Source organism: Aminobacter sp. BE322 (assembly GCF_050433525.1).
In the GTDB taxonomy this organism is placed as follows: domain Bacteria; phylum Pseudomonadota; class Alphaproteobacteria; order Rhizobiales; family Rhizobiaceae; genus Aminobacter.
The window spans coordinates 49,089-73,306 of sequence record NZ_JBNPXB010000004.1; the positions used below are offsets into that span (position 1 = coordinate 49,089).

Consider the following 24,218-nt stretch of genomic DNA (forward strand, 5'->3'; position numbering starts at 1 on the left):
CGAGGATAGCCGATGAGCGAGGAAGGCGAGGCGCTGGCCCGGGTCTATGCGGCAAGGACCGACGGCGAACTCGCCGATGCCTATGCCGCCTGGGCCAACGGCTACGACACCGAGACGGCGGCGCTGGGCTACTGCCTGCCCTTCGTCGTCGCGGCCTGGGTGGCGCGGCACGTGCCGAAGGGAGCCGGGCCGCTGCTCGACGCCGGCTGCGGCACCGGGCTGTCGGGGCCCTATCTCGCCGCGCTGGGCTATCCCGGGATCGAGGGGCTGGACCTTTCCGACGAGATGCTGGCGCTGGCTCGCGTGCGCGGCGGCTATTCGGCGCTGACCCGGGCGGCGCTCGGCCGGCCACTGCCCTGGGTCGACGGGCATTTCGCGGCGTTCTTCTCGACCGGCGTGTTCACGGCCGGCCATGCGCCGGCGGCGAGCCTGGACGAACTGGAGCGGATCACCCGTCCCGGCGGCTTCGCCATCTTCACCGTGCGTGACACGGTGCTGTCGCAGGGCGGGTTCCTGGAAAAGTTCGCCGAACTCGAGGCCGCCGGCCGATGGCGGCCGGTGGAGGAGAGCCCACCCTTCCGCGCCTTCGCCGTGGCGGAGCCGGAGGTGCTGGTCAAGGCGTTCGTGTTCGAGATCCGCTGAGCCGGCCTTCGGAACCTCGACCGGGGTGGGCGCTGCAGTCGCAATTGCCGGAAGCCCAAAAGGCTGATATGAGCGGGCCATGGAAGAGCTCTTTGGAGATCCGGCCTACAAGGGTTTCGTGCTGCAGGACCACAAGCGCCTGCCGTCGCGTTTCTTTGCCCGGATTTCAGGCGCGCTGACGAGCCGACTTATCTAGTCGCCTCCATGCGCCAAGCCGACGGGCCTTTGGCGCGCCCTGTCGCCTTCCCCAGTTTCATATCGACGGATCTACGCACATGAGCGCACCGCGCACCCTCTACGACAAGATCTTTGACGACCACGTCGTCGACCGCCAGGACGACGGCACCTGCCTGCTCTACATCGACCGCCACCTCGTGCACGAGGTGACCAGCCCGCAGGCCTTCGAGGGCCTGCGCATGGCCGGCCGCAAGGTTCGTCACCCCGAGAAGACGCTCGCCGTCGTCGACCACAACGTGCCGACCTCGCCGGACCGCAAGAACGGCATCAAGAACGAGGAAAGCCGCATCCAGGTCGAGGCGCTGGCCAAGAACTCGGCCGAGTTCGGCGTGGAGTATTACTCCGAGAACGACAAGCGCCAGGGCATCGTCCACATCGTCGGCCCCGAGCAGGGCTTCACCCTGCCGGGCATGACGATCGTCTGCGGCGACAGCCACACCTCGACGCATGGCGCCTTCGGCGCGCTGGCGCACGGCATCGGCACCTCGGAAGTGGAGCATGTGCTGGCCACCCAGACGCTGATCCAGAAGAAGGCCAAGAACATGCTGGTGCGTGTCGACGGCGTTCTGCCCGAGGGCGTGACCGCCAAGGACATCGTGCTGGCCATCATCGGCGAGATCGGCACCGCCGGCGGCACCGGCTACGTCATCGAGTATGCCGGCGAGGCGATCCGCGCGCTGTCGATGGAAGGCCGCATGACGGTCTGCAACATGTCGATCGAAGGCGGCGCCCGCGCCGGCCTGATCGCGCCCGACGAGACGACCTTCGCCTATGTCCAGGACAAGCCGCGCGCGCCCAAGGGCAAGGCGTGGGACATGGCGCTCGACTACTGGAAGACGCTGCGCTCGGACGAGGGCGCGCACTTCGACAAGGTCGTGGTGCTCGACGCCGCCAAGCTGCCGCCCATCGTCACCTGGGGCTCGTCGCCCGAGGACGTGGCGTCCGTCACCGGCATCGTGCCGAATCCGGAGGAGATCCAGGACGAGACCAAGCGCAACTCCAAGAAGCGCGCGCTCGACTACATGGGGCTCTCCGCCGGCACCAGGATCACCGACATCGCCATCGACCGCGTCTTCATCGGCTCGTGCACCAACGGTCGCATCGAGGACCTACGCGCGGTGGCCAAGGTCGTCGAGGGCCGCAAGGTGGCCTCGACCGTCAACGCCATGATCGTGCCGGGCTCGGGCCTGGTGAAAGAGCAGGCGGAGGCCGAGGGCCTGGACAAGATCTTCGTCGCCGCGGGCTTCGACTGGCGCGAGCCGGGCTGCTCGATGTGCCTGGCCATGAACGACGACCGGCTGAAGCCGGGCGAGCGCTGCGCCTCGACCTCGAACCGTAACTTCGAGGGCCGCCAGGGCTTCAAGGGCCGCACCCACCTGGTGTCGCCGGCGATGGCTGCGGCCGCCGCGATCGCCGGCCATTTCGTCGACATCCGCGACTGGAAATAGCCGTCGCCGACGCGCTTGCGGACGAGGCGGCGGGCGTCAGCCCGCCGCCTTTTCCATTTGTTGAGGATATAGGCAAAACCCGCCTTCCGCCGGTCACGTTAACGTCTTTTTCTCGCGCGTATGATTTACTTCTGAGCATCGGAGGCGACCACAAGCGATGAGCGGTGCAGAGTTCATTCTCGCGATCAACGTGTTCGTCGCCGGCCTGCTCGCCAGCGCGTTCCTGGCGATCGCGATCTATGACTCGAGGCGCATTTCGGCGCGCTGGTTCGCGCTCTGCTACGGCCTCGGCATCGTCTATATCGGGACGGAATTCACCATTCCGCTGTTCCAGGACACGCGGGTGATCGTCGCGGTCAATTTCGCGATGTTCCTGGCCATCACGCTTCTGATGAATGTCGGCCTGGCGCGCCGCTACGAAGTGGCGCCGCCGTGGCGGTCGATGCTTGCCTTCTTCATGCTGGCGACCATTGCGGTCTATGTCACGCAGGGGCTCGACCGCGACTCGCTGTTGCGCATGATGACGTTCCAGACGCCCTACGCCATCGCCCAGGCCGTCGGCGCGGCGATCGTGCTCCGGGCGCGGACCAAGCTCAGTCATTTCGACTACGCGCTCGCAGGCGTGCTCCTGGCAAGCTCGGTGCAGTTCTTCTCCAAGCCGTACCTGGCGCTTGCGGTCGGCGGCTCGGGTTCCGATCCTCACTTCTACCTGCAGAGCACCTACGCGATGATCTCGCAGGCGCTGGGCACGGTGTTCGCCCTGTCCATCGCGCTGCTGATCATGGTCATCCTGATGCGCGATATCCTCGCCGACGTGTTGCAGAAGTCGGAGACGGATGCGCTGTCGGGGCTGCTCAACCGCGGCGGCTTCGAGCGGCATGCCGCGGCCGCCCTGCGCGATGCGTCGCGCCAGGGCCTGCCGGTGACGCTGGTGATCTCCGATCTCGACCACTTCAAGTCGATCAACGACAGCTACGGACATGCCTCGGGCGACCGTGTCATCGAGGCATTCTCGCGCTTCCTGCACGAATCGAAGGCGGGCCACCACATAGCCGGCCGCATCGGCGGCGAGGAGTTCGCCATCATCCTGCCGGGCACGCACATGGCGGCGGCGCGCCTGTTCGCCGAAGGCGCCCGCAGCGCGTTCTCGGCCCTGCCGATCGACGGCCTGCCGGTGAACCGGCGGTTCACCGCGAGCTTCGGCGTGGCGGAACTCGTTGCCGGCGAGGGTATCGACCAGCTGATGCGGCGGGCGGACGCCGCCCTCTACGAAGCCAAGAAGGACGGCCGCGACTGCGTCCGCATCGCCGGTATCAGCGTGCTCGAAGTCTCGTTCGAAGCGAATGTCTCGAATGTCGTGCCGTTCGGCGGCAAGCCGCCGTCGGCCTGAACGGGCTCAGCGGCAACGAAGGCCCGGCTGGGGAATCTCGCCCTCGGAAAAGCCGTACATGTAGCTGCGGCCCTTGAGCAGCATGGGCGGACGGTAGCAGCGGCGAACCGAATCCGTGCCCTGCCGGTCGAGATAGACCACTTTCGGACCGGCGCCGGCCGCGAGCCTGCGGGCCGATCCGCCTTCGCCGACGACGATGCGCTTGTATCCCGCACCGCTTTCGACGACGAGGTTGCCGAAGGAATCGGCGTAGACCCGGTCGCCGTCCCAGCCGCCCGCGGAAGCGGATGCCGCAAGTGCAACGGCTGCTGCCATCGCCAGCGGCAGGATCCCGGTCAAGGCCAATGCAGTGCGCATCGCAGAATCTCCCTGGCTCGCAGCGCCGCTTCTCGAATCGAATCTTAACGCTTTCTTAACCTTTGTTAAGGGATTGCGGCCAGCAGGGACGTTTCGATTAACAAACAAGGTTAATTTTGCTCCCGTATTGGGCGCGTGAGCGCCCCACGCCCGGGTAGGGCCGGCGGAGGCGGACGGGCAGGCAGCGACGACGACCGGCTGCCGCCTCGTTCAGGCGTCGCTCACCCGGGCGGGTAGTGGGGCCCGGCTTCAATCGATTGAAGGCGCGATACGACTAAATATGTGCGCCAGAACGGTTTTCCGACTTTGACGCGGTGCAAAAACCGCATTAGAAAGCGCCCATTCCGACGTCGCAAAACGGTGCGACGACGCCGTATTCAAACATAGCCACGCTCGGATGCAGACCGGGGGAGCCATGAGCAAATCACAAGCAACCCAATCGCGAGCGCGGCCGCTGTCGCCGCACCTGACCATCTATCGCCCGCCGATCACTATGACGACGTCGATCATCCATCGCATCACCGGCGCAGCACTCTATTTCGGCACGCTGCTGGTGGCCTGGTGGCTGATTGCTGCGGCGACGTCGCAGGAATATTTCGATTTCGTGAACGGCATCTACGGCAGCTGGATCGGCCGGATCGTGCTGCTGGGCTACACCTGGGCGCTGATGCAGCACCTGCTCGGCGGCATCCGCCACCTGATCTGGGACACCGGCGCTGGGCTCGAGAAGCACACCGCCTCCAAGCTCGCATGGGCCACCGTCGTCGGCGCGGTGCTGCTGACGCTGCTGGTCTGGATCGTCGGCTACATGGTGCGGGGAGCCTGAGATGAGCGGCAACAACAAAGACATGCGCACCCCGCTCGGCAAGGTCCGCGGCCTGGGCTCCGCCCGCGAGGGCACCGAGCATTTCTGGCGCCAGCGGGTGACGGCGGTGGCCAACGTGCCGCTGATGCTGTTCTTCGTCGGCCTCCTGGTCGTGCTCAACGGCGCCGACTACGCCGCCGTGCGGGCGACGCTCGCCAACCCGCTGGTGGCGCTGGTCATGGCGCTGGTGCTGATCTCGGGCCTCTACCACATGCGGCTCGGCATGCAGGTCATCATCGAGGATTACGTGCATGGCGAGGGCAGCAAGGTCGCGCTCATCATGCTCAACACTTTCTTTACCATAGCGGTCGGCGTGGCTTCGCTCTTCGCCCTGCTCAAGATGGCATTCGGAGGCTGATACGGTGGCCAAGGACGGCAAGAGCGGAGCAGCTTCCGCCTATACCTATGTCGATCACAAGTTCGACGTCGTCGTGGTCGGCGCCGGCGGCGCGGGCCTGCGCGCCACGCTCGGCATGGCCGAGCAGGGGCTGAGGACGGCCTGCATCACCAAGGTGTTCCCGACCCGCTCGCACACGGTGGCGGCGCAGGGCGGCATCGCCGCTTCGCTGCAGAACATGGGGCCCGACTCCTGGCAGTGGCACCTCTACGACACCGTCAAGGGCTCGGACTGGCTCGGCGACGTGGACGCGATGGAGTATCTGGCGCGCGAGGCGCCGGCCGCCGTCTACGAGCTCGAGCACTACGGCGTGCCCTTCTCGCGCACCGAGGACGGCAAGATCTACCAGCGCCCCTTCGGCGGCCACATGATGAACTACGGCGACGGCCCGCCCGTGCAGCGCACCTGCGCTGCCGCCGACCGCACCGGCCACGCCATCCTGCACACGCTCTACGGCCAGTCGCTGAAGAACAACGCCCAGTTCTTCATCGAGTATTTCGCGCTCGACCTGATCATGGAGCCGGACGGCACCTGCACCGGCGTCGTGGCCTGGAACCTCGACGACGGCACCATCCATCGCTTCTCGGCGAAGATGGTGGTGCTGGCGACCGGCGGCTACGGCCGCGCCTATTTCTCCGCCACCTCGGCGCACACCTGCACCGGCGACGGCGGCGGCATGGCGGTGCGCGCCGGCCTGCCGCTGCAGGACATGGAGTTCGTGCAGTTCCACCCGACCGGCATCTACGGCTCGGGCTGCCTGATCACCGAGGGCGCCCGCGGCGAGGGCGGCTACCTGGTCAACTCCGAGGGCGAGCGCTTCATGGAGCGTTACGCGCCGTCGGCCAAGGACCTCGCCTCGCGCGACGTGGTTTCCCGCTGCATGACGCTGGAGATCCGCGACGGCCGCGGCGTCGGTAAGAACAAGGACCACATCTTCCTGCATCTCGACCACCTCGATCCGGCGGTGCTGCACGAGCGCCTGCCCGGCATCTCGGAGTCGGCGAAGATCTTCGCCGGCGTCGACGTGACCCGCGAGCCGATCCCGGTGCTGCCGACCGTGCACTACAACATGGGCGGCATCCCGACCAACTTCTGGGGCGAGGTGCTGAACCCGACCAAGGACAACCCCGATCGCGTGTCGCCCGGCCTGATGGCCGTGGGCGAGGCCGGCTGCGCCTCGGTGCACGGGGCCAACCGCCTCGGCTCGAACTCGCTGATCGACCTGGTGGTGTTCGGCCGCGCCGCTGCGATCCGCGCCGGCCAGGTGGTCGACCGCAACGCGCCGATCCCCGCGCCGAACGCGGCCTCGGTCGAGAAGATCATGGATCGCTTCGACCGCCTGCGCCACGCCAATGGCGGCACGCCGACGGCGGTGCTGCGCGAGAAGATGCAGCGCGCCATGCAGGAAGACGCTGCCGTGTTCCGCACCCAGGAGTCGCTCGAGCAGGGCTGCAAGCGCATCTCCCAGATCTGGGGCGAGCTCAAGGACGTCAAGGTCTTCGACCGCTCGATGATCTGGAACTCGGACCTGGTGGAGACGCTGGAACTCGAGAACCTGATGGCCAACGCCATCGCCACCGTCCATGGCGCCGAAGCCCGCAAGGAAAGCCGCGGGGCGCACGCCCGCGAGGACTTCTCGGCCCGCGACGACCAGAACTGGCGTGTGCACACGCTGGCCAATGTCGCCGAGGACGGCAAGGTGACGCTGACCTACCGGCCGGTGCACACCGAGCCGCTGCTCAAGGAAGAGGACGGCGGCATCTCGCTTGCCAAGATCGCGCCGAAGGCGCGCGTGTACTGAGCCATGGCGCTGCCGGCGGCAGGATACTCGCCAACGCCACTTGTGGCCAAGCTCGGCCTCAAGGACGGGCAGAGCGTGGTATTCGTCGACCTGCCGGAGGAACTCGGCGAACTGGCTTTTTCGCGCGACTTCGCGGCGAGGAAGCTGACCGGCTGGGCCGGGATCGATGCGGCGGGCGAGGGCCACGACGTGGTTCATGCCTTCACCCGGCGCCGCGCCGACCTCGACGGCAACGCCGAGACATTCAAGAAGATGATCGCGCCGGACGGCGCGGTCTGGATCTCCTGGCCCAAGAAGGCGTCGAAGATCGCCACCGACATCACCGAGGATGTCATTCGCGACGTGGCGCTGCCCAAGGGGCTAGTGGACGTAAAGGTCTGCGCCGTGGATGCCGTGTGGAGCGGGCTCAAGCTCGTCATCCGCAAGGAACTCCGCGCCAAGATGTGAGGAACCGATCGTGGTCGAACTAGCACTCCCCAAGAATTCGCAGATCCGCGAGGGCAAGACCTGGCCGAAGCCGGCGGGCGCGACCAATCTGCGCGAATACCGGATTTACCGCTGGTCGCCCGACGATGGCGAGAACCCGAGCATCGACACCTATTTCGTCGACGTCGACGACTGCGGGCCGATGGTGCTGGACCACCTGCTCTACATCAAGAACAAGATCGACCCGACGCTGACGCTGCGCCGCTCCTGCCGCGAGGGCATCTGCGGCTCCTGCGCGATGAACATCGACGGCTCGAACACGCTGGCCTGCACCAAGGGCTGCGACGACATCTCGGGCGCGGTGAAGATCTACCCGCTGCCGCACATGCCGGTGGTCAAGGACCTGGTGCCCGACCTGACCAACTTCTACGCCCAGCACCGCTCGATCGAGCCGTGGCTGAAGACGGTGTCGCCGGAGCCGGCGAAGGAATGGCTGCAGAGCCACGAGGACCGCGCCAAGCTGGACGGCCTCTACGAGTGCATCCTGTGCGCCTGCTGCTCGACCTCGTGCCCGAGCTACTGGTGGAACGGCGACCGCTATCTCGGCCCGGCCGTGCTGCTGCAGGCCTATCGCTGGCTGATCGACAGCCGCGATGAAGCCAAGGGCGAGCGCCTCGACGATCTCGAGGATCCGTTCCGCCTCTATCGCTGCCACACGATCATGAATTGCGCCCAGACCTGCCCGAAGGGTCTGAACCCGGCCAAGGCGATCGCCGAGATCAAGAAGATGATGGTGGAGCGGCGCGTCTAGCCGGGTATGAGGCAGAGCGGCTGATATGACGGACACGGAGCTTCCCCACCTCACAGCCGCCGAGGCACGCGTGCTCGGCTGCCTGATCGAGAAGAAGGAATTGACGCCCGACGTCTATCCGATGACGTCGAATGCGCTGGTGGCCGCCGCCAACCAGAAGACCTCGCGCGAGCCGGTCATGGCGCTGGAGATGGTCGACATCACCAGGGCGCTCGGCACGCTGCAGGCGAAGGGACTGGCGAAGCAGCAGTTCGCCTCTCGCGTCGAGCGCTACGAACACCAGATGGCGCAGAAGTTCTCGCTGACGCGCAACCAGGGCGTTCTGATCGGCCTGCTTCTGCTGCGCGGGCCGCAGACCGTCTACGAACTGCTCGCCCGCACCGAGCGCATGGCGAACTTCGCCGACGCCGACGCCGTGCGCGGCGAACTCGACATGCTGATCGGCCGCCGGCCGGCGCTGGTCAAGGAGATCGGCCGCGCACCCGGCCAACGCGAGGATCGCTTCGCGCATCTCCTGTCCGGCGATGTCGAGGCTGCGGTCGTCATCACGACAAGCCGGGCACCGAGCGCCGCCTTGCCCGTCGTTTCGGAACTCGAGGAACGCGTCCGTGTCCTGGAAGGGGAAGTGGCGGCGCTCAAGGCGCGGCTCGACGCTGCCGGGGCGTAGGCGCGCTGCGGAAAGATTGAAAACGGCCCGGTTGCGGAAGCAGCCGGGCCGTTTTGCGTTCCTGCGAATCGAGGGCTCGCCTCGCCCTTCGACAAGGGCTCAGCGCCAATAAGTGGCGGGGCAATCGCATGTGATTCACCCCCACCTCCAACCCCTCCCCACAAGGGGGAGGGGTATCGGAGAGGTGGGCGCCGAGCACGTTGATTTCAAGGAAGCCGCTAAGCCGCTGGAGTCCCCCTCCCCCTTGTGGGGAGGGGTTAGGGGTGGGGGTACAAGACCTGCCAAGCCCTTCAACTATTGGTTCGTCCTGCCTTTGCGGGAGAAGCCCTACCTGCGCGCGGCCTCGACGATTTCGCGGGCCATGGCCTCGGCGACGTCGTCGGTGGTGCGGTCCTCGCGCTCGGCGCGCTCGAAAATCCTGGTCAGCGTCCCGGCGATCTTTTCGACGCGCGGCATCACCGCCTCGACGCTGTAGCCGCCGTCGGCCAGCTCGGCCGCGACGTTGATGACGCCGCCGGCGTTGATGACGTAGTCCGGTGCGTAGAGGACGCCCTTCTCGACCAGGCGCTGGCCGTCTTCGGGCGTGGCGAGCTGGTTGTTGGCGGCGCCGGCGACGATACCGGCCTTGAGCAGGGGGATGGTTTCGGCAGAGAGCACGCCGCCGAGCGCGCAGGGCGCGAGGACATCGACGTCGGCGGCGACGATGGCGTTGCCCTCGACGATCGTTGCGCCGAGCATCTCGGCGGCGCGGGCGGTGCGGGCCGCGTCCAGATCGGAGACGGTCAGGACGGCGCCTTCGGCGTGAAGCTTGCGGCAGAGCGACCAGCCGACCGAGCCGAGGCCCTGGACGGCGACGCGCACGCCCTTGAGTTCGTCGCTGCCGGTACGGTGGCGAAGTGCGGCCTTGAGGCCGATGAAGGTGCCCTGTGCGGTGAACGGCGAGGGATTGCCGCTGCCGCCCCTGGTGGTGCCGGCGACATTGGGTGCGCGCTCGGCGAGGAAGTCGGCGTCGGCGAGCGTCATGCCGACGTCCTCGGCGGTGATGTACTGACCGACCAGCGTGTCGAGCATCTCGGCATAGGCCTCGAGCATGGCCGGCGTCTTGTCGGTCTTCGCGTCGGCGATGATGACGGCCTTGCCGCCGCCGAGCGGCAGGCCGGCGATGGCCGACTTGAAGGTCATGCCGCGCGACAGGCGCAGCGCATCGGTGAGCCCGGCCTCGAAGCTGACATGGGGCCAGATGCGGGTGCCGCCCAGCGCCGGGCCGAGGACGGTGGAATGAATGGCGACGATGGCGGTCAGCCCGCGCACGGTGTCGCGGCCGAGCCAGACCTGCTCGTGGGCGTCGAAGGCCGGGAGACGCGCCGCTTCGGCGGTGATGTCGGTGATTTCGAGGGTCGTCGCGCCGGCGACTTCGTGGCGCGGTTTCAGGACGTTCAGCATGAGGGTTCCTCCCGGTGAGCTGGTCCCTGGAGGCTAAACTTTTTGGACGATCTTTGGTTTCGAAGTGGGGGCGCGGCACGACCGCGCATTGCGCCGGCCTGCTTTGCCGCGCAACAAACGTAAAGACGGCTCCAGGGCGGAAGGTGGCCGGACGCGGGTCTGCCCCCCCACGCGCCCGGCCTGCCAGCTGGCGGATTGCCACTGCCCTGGCATCCGCTGCCGCCGGACCCCGGCGACCGGCGGCGAAGCCCGCCGCCGTCTTCGAGGCCTGTCCGCTCAGGCCTCGGGTTCGTTCTCCTCCTTCGGCCGATGTCTGTCGGCCGGTTCGGGCAGCTTGCCGCCAAGCGCCATGGGGGCAAGGAAGGCGCGCGGGTTGAAGCCCGCCACGGCGAGCGCCGCTAGCGTCTTCCAGAATTGCAGACGGTACATGTGCGTTTCCTCGGACCGGCCACATCGATTCGCGTGGGCAGGCTAGACGGATGGCAAAGCCCGTTCTTGGACTGCGCGGCCCCAGTTCCGGGCCTCGGCGGTACTGGCTTGACGTGTCAATTGGCGCGAAATAGAAAGTGCGCCTGCCCGCCTTGGTTGTATATTGTCGAGTAAGCCAATGACGAATTCCGACGGGCAGTCCTTCTCATTCCGCGTGCTTACCGCCGAGCTTCCACCGCAGGACCGGCTCGCGGTGCTGCGCGAGGTCTATGGGCGCACGATCCTCAAGGCCGAACTCGTACCGGCGGACGATATGCCGGTGCACATGGACATGCGGGTTCGCCTGCTGCCGGGCGTGGGGATTGCAACGGGCACCGCCTCGCCGATCAGGGTGGCGGTGCGCAAGGAGGCGATCGACAACGACGACGTGATCCTGCTGGCCGCGCTTTCGGGCGGCAGCCACATGCAGATCGGCAGCTTCGAGGGGAGCATCCGCCCGGGCTGCGCGATGTTCGTGCCCGGCGGGCGCGAAGGCGCCAACGTGACCCGGCCCGGCTTCAGCTATATCAACCTGCGCTTCGAGCGGAAGGCGCTGCAGCCGCTGCTCGGCGACGTGTCGGCGATGCTGATGCGGCCGATTCCGATCAACCGGGGGCCGATGCAGCTTCTGCTCAGCTACGCGACGGCCTTGCAGAAGCTGGACGAGCCGCTGCCGGGCAACATGGCGCGCTTGGTTTCGAGCCATCTGCTCGACCTGACGGCGCTGACGCTGGGTGCGGAGCGCGATGCGGAGCAGGTGGCGCTGGGGCGGGGCCTGCGCGCGGCGCGGCTGGCGGCAATCAAGGCGGACATTGCCGCCCGGACGGAGCTGCGCGGGCTTTCGGCCGAGGCGCTGGCGGCGGAGCACAAGCTGTCGCCGCGCTACGTGCGCAAGCTGTTCGAGGGCGAGGGGCTGTCGTTCACCGAATTCGCCCTCGGCCAGAAGCTGACGCGGGCGCACCGCATGCTGGCCGACCCGTTGCGGACCCAGCGCAGCATCACCGACATCGCCTACGAGGCAGGCTTCAACGACCTGTCCTACTTCAACCGGGCATTCCGCAGGCGCTTCAATGCAACGCCGTCGGAGATCAGAGCGGCGGCGCTCGCCGCCTGAGGCGAGGGCGCCGGTCGGGCCGGCGCCCCGGAAGGCTCAGGCGAGCCTGGCGTCGAGCGACACCTTGATGGCGCCGAGGGCCTTGGAGACCGGGCAGTTCTCCTTGGCCTTGGTGGCGAGTTCCTGGAACTTGGCGTAGTCGATGCCGGGCACGGTGCCGACGAGGGTGAGCGCGCTCTCGGTGATGCCGGTGCCGGGGATCAGCGTCACGACCGCCTGAGCGTCGAGCTTGTCGGCCGGCGTGCCGTTCTCGGCGAGGAAGTGCGACAGCTGCATGGCAAAGCAGCCGGCGTGGGCGGCGGCGATCAGCTCTTCGGGATTGGTGCCCGACTTGCCGGTCTCATCCTCGAAGCGTGCCTTGAACGAGTAGGGCTGGCCCTTGAGCGCACCGCTCTGGGTGTCGAGGGTTCCAGACCCTTCCTTCAGATTGCCTTTCCAGACGGCGTTGGCGCTGTGCTTCATGACGTTCTCCCTGATTGCTGACTGGGCCAGGTGCGGCGACCGGGGAGACTATAGCGCCGGCCGGCGCGGCTGCCAGCATCCGAGCCGTCACGAAAACAAAGGGCCACGAAAAAAGTGTCTTGCGAAAATGTCGGCTTGTATTCGCGAAGGGCGTTCTTGGGGCGCACGAGGTCCGGGGAATGGCGACGCGGCCCTAGATCGCCTCGCCCTTGAGCAGGCGCGGCGTCTCGCCGGTCGTGCCGGAAGCCTGGCGGATGAAATACTCCTTGAGGCGCGGCACCCGGTCGACGAGGCCGAGGCCGAAGTCGCGCAGCGCGCGCACGGGGGCGATGTCGTTGGAGAACAGGCGGTTGAGGACGTCGGTGGTGACCCCCATGCGCACCGTGTCGAAGCGGCGCCAGACCTCGTAGCGCTCGAGCACGTCCATCGCGCCGATGTCCTGGCCGAGTCGATCGGCCTCGACGATGGTTTCGGCGAGTGCCGCGGCATCCTTGAAGCCGAGGTTGAGGCCCTGGCCGGCGATCGGATGGATGCCGTGGGCGGCGTCGCCGGCGAGCGCGAAGCGCGGCGCCACGAAAGCGCGCGCCAGCGTCAGCCCCAGCGGCCACGCGCGCGGCTTGTCCTCGACGCGGATCTCGCCGAGCTTGAGGCCGAAGCGCTGCTCGAGTTCGATCTCGAAGACGAAGGGATCGCCCTTGACCAGCTTGTCGGCGTCCTCGGTGCGCTCGTTCCAGACGATGGAGGAGCGGTTGACGCCTTCCCTGGTGGGCTTGAGCGGCAGCGTGGCGAAGGGGCCGGCGGGCAGGAAATGCTCCTCGGCGCGGCCGTTGTGCGGCCGTTCGTGGGCAACCGTGCAGACGATGCCGGACTGGCCGTACTCCCAGCGCACGGTCTTGATGCCGGCCATGTCGCGCAGCCTGGAATTGACGCCGTCGGCGGCGACCAGCAGGCGTGTGTCCATGCTGATGCCGTCGGCGAGATGCACCCTGGCGGTGGCGGTGCCGGTCTCGAAGGCCTGGACGGCGACACCCTCGATGATGTCGATGCCGAGCTCGGTGGCACGGCGGCGCAGGGCGCCGTTGAGTACCCTGTTCTCGACCATGTGGGCGAAGGGCTCGCCCGGGGCGATCTCGCCGTCGAAGGTGAGGAAGACGGGGCGGACCGGATCGGCGGCCTTGGAATCGGTGATGACCATGTCGGTGATGGCCTGCGCCTCGGGCTCGATCTCCTCCCAGCAGCCGAGATGGTCGAGCATGCGGCAGGCGGCGGCGGCGATCGCCGAGGCGCGGCCGTCCTTGCGCCAGACCTCCGGCGGTGCGGCGTCGACGATGGCGATGTGGAGGCTCGGGCGCGCCTCTTTCATCGACACGGCGGTGGCGAGACCGACATAGCCGGCACCCGCGACGAGTACGTCGAGCTGCGTCGATTTGTTGTCGTCACCGTCGCGCGTGGCCATGGCGGATCCTTCCTGCGTCAGGCTTCCCGCCTTGACTCGGCGGGGGCTTCCTGCTGGAAACCGGGTGTATTTCGTCCCGAAGAGGGGAACGCATGCCGGCCGCCATACAAGAGCTTCTCAGCATTCTCAATCTCGAGGAGCTGGAACACAACCTGTATCGTGGTCGCAGCCCGCAGGTGAAGTGGCAGCGCGTCTTCGGCGGCCAGACGATCGCCCAGGCGCTGGTGGCCGCGCAGCGCACCGTCGAGCCCGACCGGCACGTGCATTCGCTGCACGGCTACTTCATGCGCCCCGGCGACATCACCGTGCCGATCGTCTACGAGGTCGACCGCATTCGCGACGGTTCGAGCTTCACCACCCGCCGTGTGGTGGCGATCCAGCACGGGCACGCGATCTTCTCGCTGGAAGCCTCGTTCCAGCTCGACGAGCCGGGCCTCGAATACCAGATGCCGATGCCGCTCGACGTGCCGGCGCCGGAGACGCTTAAGTCGCAGCGCGAGCTGCTGCAGGAGGCGACCCACGTGCCCGACATGATCCGCATGTTCTGGGCCAAGGAGCGGCCGCTGGAACTCAGGCCGGTCTATGCCGAGCACTATTCGAGCCGGGACAAGCTGCCGCCGCTGCAGAAGGTGTGGATCAGGCTGACCGGGCCGGTGCCGAACGGCCGGGCAGTGCGCACGGCGGTGCTTGCCTACCTTTCCGACATGACGCTGCTGGATACGGCAACCTTTGCCCACGGGCGCGGCATTTTCGATCCCGACATCCAAGCGGCGAGCCTGGACCACGCCATGTGGTTCCATCGCGAGCATTCGCTCGACGGCTGGCTGCTCTACACCCAGGACAGCCCGTCGACGAGCGGGGCGCGCGGCTTCACGCGCGGGGCGATCTATGCCCAGGACGGCACGCTGATCGCTTCGGTGGCACAGGAAGGACTGATCCGCCTGCGCACAAAGCCTACAAACTAGGCATTTCAGGAATTTTGCACATTGTGTGAGCAGATGCCTTGCTGCGTCTGCGAACGCGCGCCTGCGGACAAGAGATTTTTACATTCAATTTCAGTTGCTTAGCCAATGCCAATGTAAACTGGCACGGAGCTTGAATCCTGTTTGTCACTCACCAGTGGCTTTCGGGTCCGCTGGGGATGACTGAAATCGCGGGGGACCCGCATCAGCAAGGGGTGAAACCTGATGAAAATCGTGATGGCTATCATCAAGCCGTTCAAGCTCGACGAGGTGCGCGAAGCGCTGACCAGCGTCGGAATCCAGGGCCTGACCGTCACCGAGGTCAAGGGCTACGGGCGCCAGAAGGGCCACACCGAAATCTATCGCGGCGCCGAATATGCCGTGAGCTTCCTTCCCAAGATCAAGATCGAGGTCGCGGTCAGCACCGATCTCGTCGACAAGGCCGTCGAGGCGATCACCGGTGCCGCCAAGACCGGGCAGATCGGCGACGGCAAGATCTTCGTCTTCGGCATCGACCAGGCCGTGCGCATCCGCACCGGCGAAACCGACACCGACGCGCTCTGAGCGGCCAGCAATCTCATGGAGACCTCGATGACAATTCCTTCCTCACTGAAGTCGGCGGCGCGCTCGGCGCTGCTCGGCACGCTGGCGCTCGCCGCCCTCGGCACGGTCGCCGCATTCGCCCAGGAAGCCGCCCCCGCCGCCACTGAAGCCGCGGCGACGCCGGCCTTCACCGTCGACAAGGGCGACACCACCTGGATGATGGTTTCGACCGTGCTCGTGCTGCTGATGACGGTGCCCGGCCTGGCGCTGTTCTACGGCGGCCTGGTGCGCGCCAAGAACATGCTGTCGGTGCTGATGCAGGTGTTCACCATCACCGCCGTGGTGATGATCATCTGGGTCACCTACGGCTACAGCCTCGCCTTCACGCCCGGCAATGCCTTCATCGGCGGCTTGTCGAAGGCCTTCCTGGCCGGGGTGGACGTCACTACCGTGTCCGAGACCTTCACCAAGGGTGTCGCCATTCCGGAACTGGTCTTCGTCGTCTTCCAGATGACGTTCGCGGCCATCACGCCGGCGCTGATCGTCGGTGCCTTCGCCGAGCGCATCAAGTTCTCGGCGGTCATCCTGTTCACCATCCTTTGGGTGACGTTCGTCTACTTCCCGATCGCGCACATGGTGTGGTTCTGGGGCGGCCCGAGCGCCTATTCCGATCCGTCCGGCCTGATCTTCGGTTTCGGCGCCATCGACTTCGCCGGCGGCACCGTCGTGCACATCAATGCCGGCATTGCGGGCCTGGTCGGCGCAGTCATGATCGGCAAGCGGGTCGGCTACATGCGGGACCTGATGGCGCCGCATTCGATGACGCTGACGATGGTCGGCGCGTCGCTGCTGTGGGTCGGCTGGTTCGGCTTCAACGCCGGCTCCAACCTAGAGGCCAACGCCTATGCCGCGCTCGCCATGATCAACACCTTCGTGGCGACCGCCGCCGCGGCGGTGACCTGGATCGTGCTGGAGACGCTGCTGCGCGGCAAGGCCTCGATGCTGGGCGCCGTGTCGGGTGCGGTCGCCGGCCTCGTCGCCGTCACCCCGGCCGCCGGTTTCGCCGGTCCGATGGGCGCCATCGTGCTCGGCATCGTCGTCACCGCGATCTGCTACTTCTTCGTGTCGGTGGTGAAGAACAAGTTCGGCTACGACGACAGCCTCGACGTCTTCGGCATCCACTGCGTCGGCGGCATCTTCGGTGCGCTCGCCACCGGCATCCTGGTCAACCCGGCACTCGGCGGCGCGGGCATCGTCGACTACTCGACGGCCGACTTCGCCGCGGGCTACGCCGGCGTGGCCACGCAGCTCCTGGCCCAGGCCAAGGGCGTGCTGGTGACCCTGGCGTGGTCGGGCATCGGCAGCGCCATCCTCTACAAGGTCGTCGACATGGTGGTCGGCCTGCGCATCACCCCGGACGCAGAGCGCGAAGGCCTCGACCTCACCTCGCACGGCGAGGCGGCCTACCACGCCTGAGCGCAGGTGGCGGCCGGAACGGGCCGCCGCATCCTCCCCTATCCCGTCGTGCCCTCCGAATGGTGGTCACGCCTTGAGGCCCGGAGCAATCCGGGCCTCCTTTTTTTACCGGTACGTCGAGGCCCGGAGCGATCCGGGCCTCCTTTTTGCGGCAATGTCAGGTTCCGCACCGGCGGCCGAGAATTCCGTGAAGTTTCCGAGGTCCCTTGCTTTCGAAGAAGAACAATAAAATATGCATGCGGGCTAATTCGGGGGTGCGTGTGGGGATGAATATCGACCGCAAGCTGCGGCTGACCGCGGCTTTTGTTGGCGCGGGGACGCGGAAAGACCTTGCCGCGGCGTTCCGGCGCATCAACCCCGCGACCGCCTTCGACGTCGACCGGGCCGACAAATGGCTGCAGGGGCGCTCGACGCCGCGACAGTTCAGCGTCTACGACGACTGGATCAGGCTGCTCGACCTGCCGAAGACGGCGGACTGGATCGCCGACAGCGACCTGGAGACGTTCATCGCCGAAATCTGCCGGCATCACGGCCGCGACCGCCAGCAGCTCGAGCGGCGGGCGCAGGCCTTCGGCAAGGCGCAGGCCAACGGACATGACGCCAGGGGCGGCTCGCTTGCCGGCGCCTATGCGTGCTACTCGCACAGCTGGTCGCCTTACTTCCGCGGTCAATTCATCCGCGGCTCGATGCTGATCGAGCCGGAGCAGGGGCAGCGGCTGTCGGCGACCTACACGGAAAGCCTGCCGACCATGCGCCTGCAGATCAAGGGGCAGGTCATCGTGACCAGGCGCAGCCTCTACATCCATGTCGGCGGACCGGCCGACGACACGCACTTCTTCTGCGCGCTGTTTCCGTTTTCGCCGCCCGGCAGCGTGCTCGGCGGCTACCTGACGGGCACGACCGTGCTGGGGCCGGATTCGCAGCCTTCGGTGACGCGCATGGTGCTGGTGCGGCTCAAGGAGCCGGCCGCGCTCGACCATGCCGGCCTGGGCTATCTCGAACCGGGAACGAGCATTCCGCAGGATCTCGAACGCTTCGAGGTCAGGCTGGAGCAGCCCGACCTCGCCGAGGAGCACCTGCGGCAGTTCCTGACCCGCGACGGCAAGGGCGGCACCGACCAGATCGCCAAGGAGGACTTCCAGAAACTGGTCGACGTCTTCGATCGCGCCTGGCTGGGGCGCTGAAATGGGCGCCGTGCGCGGCCGTCGACACCACCCGGCGTGAACGATGGCTTAACCTTAATGCGGCCTTAACCTTCGCCCCGATAGTCTGGTTGCCGAATCTGCCCGCGACGCGTCCGCGCGTGGGACAAAGGCATCTTTGGACGGGGACAAGCATGCGTTCTGGGGTTTCCTCACCGCTCGCGCTGACCGAGACGGGGCACGGCATCCAGGCATTCGCGCGACGGCAGGCTGGCCGCGCGGCCGGGCTGGGCCTTTTTGCCTTCGTCGCCTTCGGTCTTGCCGCGCTCGGTACCTGGAACGTCGCCGACCCCAGCTTCAGCCATGCCACGGATAGTCCGGTTACCAACGCGATGGGTTATGCCGGCGCCGTCTTCGCCGACATCGCCATGCAGTTCTTCGGTCTCGCCGCAGTGGCGGCGCTGGTGCCCGCGGTGATCTGGGGCGTGCTCTTCGCGACCGCCCGCGGCGTCGACCACATGCCCAGGCGCGGGCTTGCCTGGTTCGGCTCCGCGGTGCTTGCCGCCGCGATCTCGGGATGCGTCGGGGCGCCGCCCACCTGGCCGCTGCCGACGGGGCTCGGCGGCGTGTTCGGCGACATGGTGCTGAAGGTGCCCGGCCTGTTCCTCGGCGGCTATCCGACCGGACTGGTCGCAATGGTGATCGGCGTGCTGCTGCTCGCCCCGACGCTGTGGCTGTTTGCCTACGGCGCGGGCCTGCTCAAGCGCGAGAACGGATTTGCCGCAGTCCACGCCAAGCCCAAGCCGGACATGCGCGAACAGGATTTCGCCAGTTTCGACGAGGAGGACGAGGACGACAGCGAAGGCGTGCTGGCGCTCGGCGCCATCACCCATTGGTGGCTGTCGGCCAAGGCCTGGATGCGCCGCCGCGCCGCCAAGCGCCGCGAGGAAGAGGGCCTCGACCAGCCCGTCAGGCGCGAGAGCGCCTGGCGCCAGGCCGCCCAGCGCGTCGAGAAGGCGGAACGGGCCGAAGCACGCGTCACCAGCGCCGGCCGCGCCCGCGTCGAGCCGGAGTTCTTCGCCCAGATGGTTTCGCACGACCGGTCGGTGTCGATCGATCCCGACGACCAGGACGTGTTCGGCGACGAGGACGATTTCGATCCGGTGACCGGCGAGATCCGTGGCGGCGGCGCGCAGGTGCAGAACTTCCGTTCCCCTGCCGGGCAGGCATCCGCCCGCGTGGCGGGGCCGGCGCCGCGGCCGGTTCCCGGCGCCCGGGTGCAGCGCGAGGCGCAGACCTCGCTGATCGGTTCCGACAAGTTCGAGATGCCGTCGCTGCATTTCCTTTCCGAGCCCAAGAACGTGGCGCGGGACACGAGCCTTTCCAAGGATGCGCTGGAACAGAACGCGCGGCTGCTCGAGGGCGTGCTGGAGGATTTCGGCGTCAAGGGCGAGATCATCCATGTGCGTCCGGGTCCGGTGGTCACGCTCTACGAACTCGAGCCCGCTCCCGGCATCAAGTCGAGCCGCGTCATCGGCCTTGCCGACGACATTGCCCGCTCGATGAGCGCGATCGCCGCGCGCGTGGCGGTGGTTCCCGGGCGCAACGCCATCGGCATCGAGCTGCCCAACACCAAGCGCGAGACGGTCTATCTGCGCGAGATCATGGCCAGCCGCGACTTCGAGACGACCAAGGCCAAGCTGGCCCTGGCGCTCGGCAAGTCGATCAACGGCGAGGCGGTCATCGTCGACATCGCCAAGATGCCGCACGTGCTGGTCGCGGGCACCACCGGCTCGGGCAAGTCGGTGGCGATCAACACGATGATCCTGTCGCTGCTCTACCGCATGACGCCGCAGGAATGCCGGCTGATCATGATCGACCCGAAGATGCTGGAGCTCTCCGTCTACGACGGCATTCCGCACCTGCTGACGCCTGTCGTCACCGATCCCAAGAAGGCGGTGGTGGCGCTGAAGTGGACGGTGCGGGAGATGGAGGACCGCTATCGCAAGATGTCGAAGGTCGGCGTCCGCAACATCGACGGCTTCAATGCCCGGGTGGCTGCCGCCGACAAGAAGGGCGAGAGGATCTCGCGCACCGTGCAGACCGGCTTCGACCGCCAGACCGGCGAGGCGATCTACGAGACGGAGGACCTCGATCTCGAGCCGATGCCCTACATCGTCGTCATCATCGACGAGATGGCCGACCTGATGATGGTCGCCGGCAAGGACATCGAGGGCGCGGTGCAGCGCCTGGCGCAGATGGCGCGCGCGGCGGGCATACACGTCATCATGGCGACGCAGCGTCCCTCGGTCGACGTCATCACCGGCACCATCAAGGCCAACTTCCCGACCCGCATCTCCTTCCAGGTGACGTCGAAGATCGACAGCCGCACCATCCTCGGCGAACAGGGCGCCGAACAGCTGCTCGGCATGGGCGACATGCTCTACATGGCCGGCGGCGGCCGCATCCAGCGCGTGCACGGGCCCTTCGTCTCGGACGACGAGGTCGAGAAGGTTGTCGCCCATCTCAAGCTGCAGGGCGTGCCGGAATATCTCGACGCCATCACCGAAGACGACGGCGAGGACGAGGACGACCAGCCCTCGGGCCGCGGCGGCGGAGGTGGCGGCAATTTCGAGGATTCGGACGATCCCTACGACCAGGCGGTGGCGGTGGTGCTGCGCGACGGCAAGGCCTCGACCAGCTACATCCAGCGCCGTCTCGGCATCGGCTACAACCGCGCCGCCTCGATCATCGAGCGCATGGAGAAGGAAGGCATCGTGGGCGCGGCCAACCATGCCGGCAAGCGTGAGATCCTGGTGCCGACCGAAGACGACAAAATGTGAAGCCGGCGGAACCGGCGATCACGTTTTCGCGTTCGGAGGGCATGGCGTGAACCATGTCAAACTTCAGCCCTACTAAGTGCCGATAGAACCGTCGAACTGAAGTGAGAGAGTAACCGGCATGAACGACGACATTGGCACCATGACTCGCCGCCGCCTGCTTGGCTTCGCCGCCGCGATGGCCCTGACTGCCGCGCCGCTGATGGCGTTGCAGAGCCCGGCCCAGGCGGCTTCGGACGCCGCGCAGCGCATCGCCGACCACTTCTCCAGCGTGAAATCGATGTCGGGGGAGTTCGTCCAGTTCGGTCCGCGCGGCGAGCAGACCGGCGGCAAGTTCTTCCTCGAGCGCCCCGGCAAGATCCGCTTCAACTACGAGGCGCCATCGAATTTCAAGGTGATTTCCGACGGTCAGTCGGTGGTGATCCTGAATTCGAAGATGCGCACCTCCGACCTCTATCCGCTGTCGAAGACGCCGCTGAAGCTGCTGCTCGACGACCGCATCGATCTCAGCGGCAACAAGGTCCAGAGCGTCGCCGAAGAGGACGACCTGACCACCATCAAGCTGTCCGACAAGCAGGTGTTCGGCAACTCGACCATCACCATGATGTTCGATCCCAAGACCTACGAACTGCGCCAGTGGACGATCACCGATGCGCAGGGCAAGGACACCACGGTGATGGTGTTCAACGTCCAGCAGGGCGGCTCCTTCCCGGCCGACACCTTCACCATCGACTACAAGCTCAACCGCGAACTCAACACCCGCAAGAAGAACGACTGACGCCGGGACTGCGGCTTAGCTGTGGAAAGCGGCGCGCCCTGCGCCGCATGAGCCGCCGCGCCTTGTCTTTGCCGCGCCCTGCTGGCAGGTTCCGGCGCGAATTCCCGCCGGACGAAGCCAGCCATGCCCTTCACGATAGCCACCTGGAACATCAACTCCGTGCGCCTGCGCATGCCACTGGTCGAGCGCCTGCTGCTCGAAAAGGCGCCGGACGTTTTGTGCCTGCAGGAGACAAAGTGCCCCGACGACCAGTTCCCCTCGGCGGCGTTCCGCAAGCTCGGCTACGAGCACGTCGCCTTCCATGGCCAGAAGGGCTACCACGGCGTGGCGACGGTGGCGCGGCGGCCGATCGAGATCGTCGAGAAGCGCCGCTTCTGCGAGATCGACGACAGCCGTCACCTCTCGGTGCGCTTCGACGCCGGCGGCAAGCAGGTGACGCTGCATAATTTCTACGTGCCGGCGGGTGGCGACGAGCCCGATCCCGAGATCAATCCGAAGTTCCGCCACAAGCTCGACTTCGTCGCCGAGATGAACGCCATCCGCGCGACTCACGACGACAGCTCGGCTTCGGTGCTGGTCGGCGATCTCAACATCGCGCCGCTCGAGCACGACGTGTGGTCGCACAAGCAACTGCTCAACGTCGTCAGCCACACCCCGGTCGAGACCGAGAATTTCGAGGCGATGCGCAAGGCCGGCGACTGGGTCGACCTGATGCGCCTCAACGTGCCGGACGATCAGAAGATCTACACCTGGTGGAGCTACCGGGCGAAGGATTGGGAACTGTCCGACCGCGGCCGCCGGCTCGACCATGTCTGGGCGTCGGCCAATCTCGCGCCGAGCCTCGCCGGCATCGACATCCTGCGCGAGGCACGCGGCTGGGAGCGGCCGTCGGATCATGTGCCGGTGCTCGCGCGGTTCGATTTGGACTAGGGGAATACGCCCCGGCGGGCTTCAGCCGCAGCTTGCCGAGCAACTGGCGGTCCCGTATTGCAATCGCGCGCGAGGTCGAGCTGCCCCTCATCCCCTACCGGACCTTCTCCCCGTCATGACGGGGAGAAGGAGGCTGGCCGCTACGCTCGCGACTACCTCTCCCCGTTCTTCACGGGGAGAGGGTAAGGGTGAGGGGCGCTTGATAGCGCAACAGCTTGATTGGGTGTCGGCCTACTTCCCGAACCTGGGCGCCATGCTCTCGATCCGCGCGATCATGTCCTGGAGGTCCTCGAGGATATGCTGGTGCAGGCGGGCCGCGACCTCGGGATATTCCTCGAGGATGCGGTGGAACATCTTGCGGTTCAGGCGGATGATTTCCGAATTGACCTGGGCGGCGGCGCTGGTCAGGCGCCTTGTATCGGCGATGAGGGCGAGTTCGCCGAGCATGGCGCCGGGACCGGCTGAGCCGACTTCGGCGCGCGTTCCATCGATGTCGCGATAGAGGCTGATTCGGCCGCTGACGACGACATAGGCCGAATCGGCTTCGTCTTCCTCGCGATAGAGCTTGCGGTCGGCGGGGAGATGGATGTTCTCCGCGCCGAAGGCGAGCAAACGCAACTGCTCCTGGGTGAAGCCCTCGAACAGCCTCACGCCGGACAGGATGCGGATGTCGTCATCCAGCGCCATTACGTCCCCGACTTTTCAGACCGGTTTTCCCTCCCTGTCGTTTGCCAGCGGCCCCACCTGCCGCCAAGAACCGGTCAGGGGACCAGCTTGTATCCGCCGCTTTCTGTCACAAGTATTTCCGCATTGGAAGGATCGCGCTCGATCTTCTGGCGCAGCCGGTAGACATGGGTTTCCAGCGTGTGGGTCGTGACCCCGGAATTATATCCCCACACTTCTTCGAGAAGTACGTCGCGGGTCACCACCTTCTGGTCGGCCCGATACAGATATTTGATGATCGAGGCCTCCTTTTCGGTGAGCCTGACCTTGCCGCCGCGCGCGTCGATGAGGAGCTTCTGGCTCGGCTTGAAGGTGTAGGGCCCGACGGAGAAGGTGGCATCCTCGCTCTGTTCGTGCTGGCGCAGCTGGGCGCGGATGCGGGCAAGCAGGACCGCGAAGCGGAACGGCTTGGTGACGTAGTCGTTGGCGCCAGCCTCAAGGCCGAGGATCGTGTCCGAATCGGTATCGTGGCCGGTGAGCATGATGATGGGCGCCTTGTAGCCGCCCTTGCGCAGGATCTTCACCGCCTCGCGGCCGTCCATGTCGGGCAGGCCGACATCCATGATCAACAGATCGATGATGCCGCCGCGCGCGACGTTGATGCCCTTTGCGGCGCTTGCTTCCTCAAGGACTTCGAACTCCTCGTAGAGCGCCAGCTGCTCGACGAGCGTGCCGCGCAGATCGTCGTCGTCGTCGACGATGAGGATGGTGCGTGAGGTCATGGATCAATCCGTTATTGAAGATCAGAATTCTGTTGACCGTAGACTATGGATGCGGAAGCTGGTCGCCACAACCGCCCGACGGGTGATTTGCTTCGGTTGGCGATCATACAAGAAAAAT

Annotated in this window: 24 protein-coding genes; 17 read left to right on the top strand and 7 right to left on the bottom strand. The window is 66.5% G+C overall.

Annotation, left to right across the window (positions count from 1 at the left end; translation table 11 throughout):
* Positions 1–12: 12 nt before the first annotated feature.
* The 3 genes from J2X50_RS08320 to J2X50_RS08330 all read left to right on the top strand — a co-directional run bounded on the left by J2X50_RS08320 (position 13) and on the right by J2X50_RS08330 (position 3,717).
* Complete coding sequence (locus tag J2X50_RS08320) at positions 13–642, top strand: class I SAM-dependent DNA methyltransferase (protein WP_429093856.1); 630 nt, start codon at positions 13–15, stop codon at positions 640–642.
* Between the two features lie 275 nt (positions 643–917).
* Positions 918–2,327: a 3-isopropylmalate dehydratase large subunit gene (leuC, locus tag J2X50_RS08325; protein ID WP_429093858.1), complete on the top strand. Its 1,410-nt coding sequence runs from the start codon at positions 918–920 to the stop codon at positions 2,325–2,327.
* Positions 2,328–2,484: 157 nt separating this feature from the next.
* Positions 2,485–3,717 (top strand): GGDEF domain-containing protein, encoded by a 1,233-nt coding sequence (locus J2X50_RS08330; protein WP_429093860.1) that lies wholly within the window; start codon positions 2,485–2,487, stop codon positions 3,715–3,717.
* A 6-nt stretch (positions 3,718–3,723) separates the two neighbouring features.
* On the opposite strand, the gene J2X50_RS08335 is transcribed toward J2X50_RS08330, so the two are convergent.
* Positions 3,724–4,074 carry a hypothetical protein gene (locus J2X50_RS08335; protein ID WP_429093862.1) on the bottom strand — a complete coding sequence of 117 codons (351 nt, stop codon included), beginning with the start codon at positions 4,072–4,074 and terminating at the stop codon, positions 3,724–3,726.
* 415 nt (positions 4,075–4,489) lie between these two features.
* Here J2X50_RS08335 and sdhC point away from each other — a divergent pair, with 415 nt between their 5' ends.
* From sdhC to J2X50_RS08365, 6 genes are all read left to right on the top strand, one after another.
* On the top strand, positions 4,490–4,900 hold the full coding sequence (gene sdhC, locus J2X50_RS08340; RefSeq protein ID WP_429093863.1) for a succinate dehydrogenase, cytochrome b556 subunit: 411 nt from the start codon (positions 4,490–4,492) through the stop codon (positions 4,898–4,900).
* A 1-nt stretch (position 4,901) separates the two neighbouring features.
* The gene (gene sdhD / locus J2X50_RS08345; RefSeq protein ID WP_429093864.1) at positions 4,902–5,297 is read left to right on the top strand and encodes a succinate dehydrogenase, hydrophobic membrane anchor protein; all 396 of its coding nucleotides are present in this window, start codon (positions 4,902–4,904) and stop codon (positions 5,295–5,297) included.
* Positions 5,298–5,301: 4 nt separating this feature from the next.
* On the top strand, positions 5,302–7,137 hold the full coding sequence (gene sdhA / locus J2X50_RS08350) for a succinate dehydrogenase flavoprotein subunit (RefSeq protein ID WP_429093866.1): 1,836 nt from the start codon (positions 5,302–5,304) through the stop codon (positions 7,135–7,137).
* Between the two features lie 75 nt (positions 7,138–7,212).
* Positions 7,213–7,584 carry a DUF3052 domain-containing protein gene (locus tag J2X50_RS08355; RefSeq protein WP_429093867.1) on the top strand — a complete coding sequence of 124 codons (372 nt, stop codon included), beginning with the start codon at positions 7,213–7,215 and terminating at the stop codon, positions 7,582–7,584.
* A gap of 10 nt (positions 7,585–7,594) precedes the next feature.
* Entirely contained in the window at positions 7,595–8,374 is a 780-nt protein-coding gene (locus J2X50_RS08360; RefSeq protein ID WP_429093869.1) for a succinate dehydrogenase iron-sulfur subunit, read from the top strand.
* A 25-nt stretch (positions 8,375–8,399) separates the two neighbouring features.
* Positions 8,400–9,041, top strand: coding sequence for a YceH family protein (locus J2X50_RS08365; RefSeq protein WP_429093871.1), 642 nt, complete (start codon positions 8,400–8,402; stop codon positions 9,039–9,041).
* 327 nt (positions 9,042–9,368) lie between these two features.
* Here J2X50_RS08365 and J2X50_RS08370 read toward each other — a convergent pair whose 3' ends face one another.
* Both J2X50_RS08370 and J2X50_RS08375 read right to left on the bottom strand, forming a co-directional pair.
* The gene (locus J2X50_RS08370; protein WP_429093872.1) at positions 9,369–10,484 is read right to left on the bottom strand and encodes a Glu/Leu/Phe/Val family dehydrogenase; all 1,116 of its coding nucleotides are present in this window, start codon (positions 10,482–10,484) and stop codon (positions 9,369–9,371) included.
* Between the two features lie 276 nt (positions 10,485–10,760).
* Complete coding sequence (locus J2X50_RS08375) at positions 10,761–10,913, bottom strand: hypothetical protein (RefSeq protein ID WP_429093874.1); 153 nt, start codon at positions 10,911–10,913, stop codon at positions 10,761–10,763.
* 178 nt (positions 10,914–11,091) lie between these two features.
* Between J2X50_RS08375 and J2X50_RS08380 the strand changes: the two genes are divergently transcribed.
* The gene (locus tag J2X50_RS08380; RefSeq protein WP_429093876.1) at positions 11,092–12,066 is read left to right on the top strand and encodes an AraC family transcriptional regulator; all 975 of its coding nucleotides are present in this window, start codon (positions 11,092–11,094) and stop codon (positions 12,064–12,066) included.
* Positions 12,067–12,102: 36 nt separating this feature from the next.
* Here J2X50_RS08380 and J2X50_RS08385 read toward each other — a convergent pair whose 3' ends face one another.
* Positions 12,103–12,528, bottom strand: coding sequence for an OsmC family protein (locus J2X50_RS08385; protein ID WP_429093878.1), 426 nt, complete (start codon positions 12,526–12,528; stop codon positions 12,103–12,105).
* Between the two features lie 193 nt (positions 12,529–12,721).
* Complete coding sequence (locus tag J2X50_RS08390) at positions 12,722–13,984, bottom strand: ubiquinone biosynthesis hydroxylase (RefSeq protein WP_429093879.1); 1,263 nt, start codon at positions 13,982–13,984, stop codon at positions 12,722–12,724.
* A 92-nt stretch (positions 13,985–14,076) separates the two neighbouring features.
* Between J2X50_RS08390 and J2X50_RS08395 the strand changes: the two genes are divergently transcribed.
* From J2X50_RS08395 to xth, 7 genes are all read left to right on the top strand, one after another.
* Positions 14,077–14,949: an acyl-CoA thioesterase gene (locus tag J2X50_RS08395; RefSeq protein ID WP_429093881.1), complete on the top strand. Its 873-nt coding sequence runs from the start codon at positions 14,077–14,079 to the stop codon at positions 14,947–14,949.
* 222 nt (positions 14,950–15,171) lie between these two features.
* On the top strand, positions 15,172–15,510 hold the full coding sequence (locus tag J2X50_RS08400; protein WP_340040991.1) for a P-II family nitrogen regulator: 339 nt from the start codon (positions 15,172–15,174) through the stop codon (positions 15,508–15,510).
* Between the two features lie 27 nt (positions 15,511–15,537).
* Positions 15,538–16,965, top strand: a complete 1,428-nt coding sequence (locus tag J2X50_RS08405) for an ammonium transporter (protein WP_429093883.1) — start codon at positions 15,538–15,540, stop codon at positions 16,963–16,965.
* Between the two features lie 266 nt (positions 16,966–17,231).
* Positions 17,232–18,149: a hypothetical protein gene (locus J2X50_RS08410; protein WP_429093884.1), complete on the top strand. Its 918-nt coding sequence runs from the start codon at positions 17,232–17,234 to the stop codon at positions 18,147–18,149.
* A gap of 152 nt (positions 18,150–18,301) precedes the next feature.
* Positions 18,302–20,950: a DNA translocase FtsK gene (locus tag J2X50_RS08415; protein ID WP_429093886.1), complete on the top strand. Its 2,649-nt coding sequence runs from the start codon at positions 18,302–18,304 to the stop codon at positions 20,948–20,950.
* Between the two features lie 118 nt (positions 20,951–21,068).
* Positions 21,069–21,725, top strand: coding sequence for an outer membrane lipoprotein carrier protein LolA (locus J2X50_RS08420; protein ID WP_429093888.1), 657 nt, complete (start codon positions 21,069–21,071; stop codon positions 21,723–21,725).
* A gap of 123 nt (positions 21,726–21,848) precedes the next feature.
* Complete coding sequence (xth, locus tag J2X50_RS08425) at positions 21,849–22,655, top strand: exodeoxyribonuclease III (RefSeq protein WP_429093890.1); 807 nt, start codon at positions 21,849–21,851, stop codon at positions 22,653–22,655.
* 231 nt (positions 22,656–22,886) lie between these two features.
* Here the strand turns inward: xth and J2X50_RS08430 are convergent, their stop codons facing one another.
* Together J2X50_RS08430 and J2X50_RS08435 are read right to left on the bottom strand one after the other, a co-directional pair.
* Positions 22,887–23,342: a Crp/Fnr family transcriptional regulator gene (locus J2X50_RS08430; RefSeq protein ID WP_429093891.1), complete on the bottom strand. Its 456-nt coding sequence runs from the start codon at positions 23,340–23,342 to the stop codon at positions 22,887–22,889.
* A 74-nt stretch (positions 23,343–23,416) separates the two neighbouring features.
* Positions 23,417–24,100 (bottom strand): response regulator transcription factor, encoded by a 684-nt coding sequence (locus J2X50_RS08435; protein ID WP_340041003.1) that lies wholly within the window; start codon positions 24,098–24,100, stop codon positions 23,417–23,419.
* Positions 24,101–24,218: the final 118 nt, after the last annotated feature.

Coding starts and splice junctions, on each gene's coding strand:
- J2X50_RS08320 (WP_429093856.1), top strand. CDS start 13: ATGAGCGAGGAAGGCGAGGCGCTGGCCCGGGTCTATGCGGCAAGGACC.
- leuC (WP_429093858.1), top strand. CDS start 918: ATGAGCGCACCGCGCACCCTCTACGACAAGATCTTTGACGACCACGTC.
- J2X50_RS08330 (WP_429093860.1), top strand. CDS start 2,485: ATGAGCGGTGCAGAGTTCATTCTCGCGATCAACGTGTTCGTCGCCGGC.
- J2X50_RS08335 (WP_429093862.1), bottom strand. CDS start 4,074: ATGCGCACTGCATTGGCCTTGACCGGGATCCTGCCGCTGGCGATGGCA.
- sdhC (WP_429093863.1), top strand. CDS start 4,490: ATGAGCAAATCACAAGCAACCCAATCGCGAGCGCGGCCGCTGTCGCCG.
- sdhD (WP_429093864.1), top strand. CDS start 4,902: ATGAGCGGCAACAACAAAGACATGCGCACCCCGCTCGGCAAGGTCCGC.
- J2X50_RS08365 (WP_429093871.1), top strand. CDS start 8,400: ATGACGGACACGGAGCTTCCCCACCTCACAGCCGCCGAGGCACGCGTG.
- J2X50_RS08370 (WP_429093872.1), bottom strand. CDS start 10,484: ATGCTGAACGTCCTGAAACCGCGCCACGAAGTCGCCGGCGCGACGACC.
- J2X50_RS08375 (WP_429093874.1), bottom strand. CDS start 10,913: ATGTACCGTCTGCAATTCTGGAAGACGCTAGCGGCGCTCGCCGTGGCG.
- J2X50_RS08380 (WP_429093876.1), top strand. CDS start 11,092: ATGACGAATTCCGACGGGCAGTCCTTCTCATTCCGCGTGCTTACCGCC.
- J2X50_RS08385 (WP_429093878.1), bottom strand. CDS start 12,528: ATGAAGCACAGCGCCAACGCCGTCTGGAAAGGCAATCTGAAGGAAGGG.
- J2X50_RS08390 (WP_429093879.1), bottom strand. CDS start 13,984: ATGGCCACGCGCGACGGTGACGACAACAAATCGACGCAGCTCGACGTA.
- J2X50_RS08395 (WP_429093881.1), top strand. CDS start 14,077: ATGCCGGCCGCCATACAAGAGCTTCTCAGCATTCTCAATCTCGAGGAG.
- J2X50_RS08400 (WP_340040991.1), top strand. CDS start 15,172: ATGAAAATCGTGATGGCTATCATCAAGCCGTTCAAGCTCGACGAGGTG.
- J2X50_RS08405 (WP_429093883.1), top strand. CDS start 15,538: ATGACAATTCCTTCCTCACTGAAGTCGGCGGCGCGCTCGGCGCTGCTC.
- J2X50_RS08410 (WP_429093884.1), top strand. CDS start 17,232: ATGAATATCGACCGCAAGCTGCGGCTGACCGCGGCTTTTGTTGGCGCG.
- J2X50_RS08415 (WP_429093886.1), top strand. CDS start 18,302: ATGCGTTCTGGGGTTTCCTCACCGCTCGCGCTGACCGAGACGGGGCAC.
- J2X50_RS08420 (WP_429093888.1), top strand. CDS start 21,069: ATGAACGACGACATTGGCACCATGACTCGCCGCCGCCTGCTTGGCTTC.
- xth (WP_429093890.1), top strand. CDS start 21,849: ATGCCCTTCACGATAGCCACCTGGAACATCAACTCCGTGCGCCTGCGC.
- J2X50_RS08430 (WP_429093891.1), bottom strand. CDS start 23,342: ATGGCGCTGGATGACGACATCCGCATCCTGTCCGGCGTGAGGCTGTTC.
- J2X50_RS08435 (WP_340041003.1), bottom strand. CDS start 24,100: ATGACCTCACGCACCATCCTCATCGTCGACGACGACGACGATCTGCGC.